Origin of the sequence: Halorubrum tebenquichense DSM 14210 (genome assembly GCF_000337415.1) — an archaeon.
GTDB lineage: Archaea > Halobacteriota > Halobacteria > Halobacteriales > Haloferacaceae > Halorubrum > Halorubrum tebenquichense.
Map to the genome: position 1 here is coordinate 1 of NZ_AOJD01000070.1, position 321 is coordinate 321.

The window sequence follows — 321 nt, forward strand, 5'->3', positions numbered from 1 at the left end:
CCTATAGCCGAGCGGCTGGGGCTTCGGCGGTCACAGTCGTGACGAGATCAGCCACCTATAGCCGAGCGGCTGGGGCTTCGGCGGTCGTGTCGCCGATAGCAACTGCGTCGTATCGAGGGGCTGGGGCTTCGAGGGTGTCCACACCCACCAGCAACTCGCGAGAAACCACACAGTGGACGGCGAACCTCTGGGGTTCAAAGTCCTCAACGCCGATACCGACGCGTCGCGGGCCGACTCCCCTTCTCCCCGACCACCGGCACGCTTTTTTCCGCGGCAATCGTCGACGCCCACGTCTCTGGTCCTGTCTCTTATACACATCTC

At 63.6% G+C, this 321-nt stretch carries 1 protein-coding gene; it reads right to left on the reverse strand.

The genetic code is table 11. From position 1 onward, the window contains the following. Positions 1-55: 55 nt before the first annotated feature. Positions 56-321: hypothetical protein (locus C472_RS17680; protein WP_206536583.1), on the reverse strand; the 266-nt coding region annotated here is incomplete at its 5' end.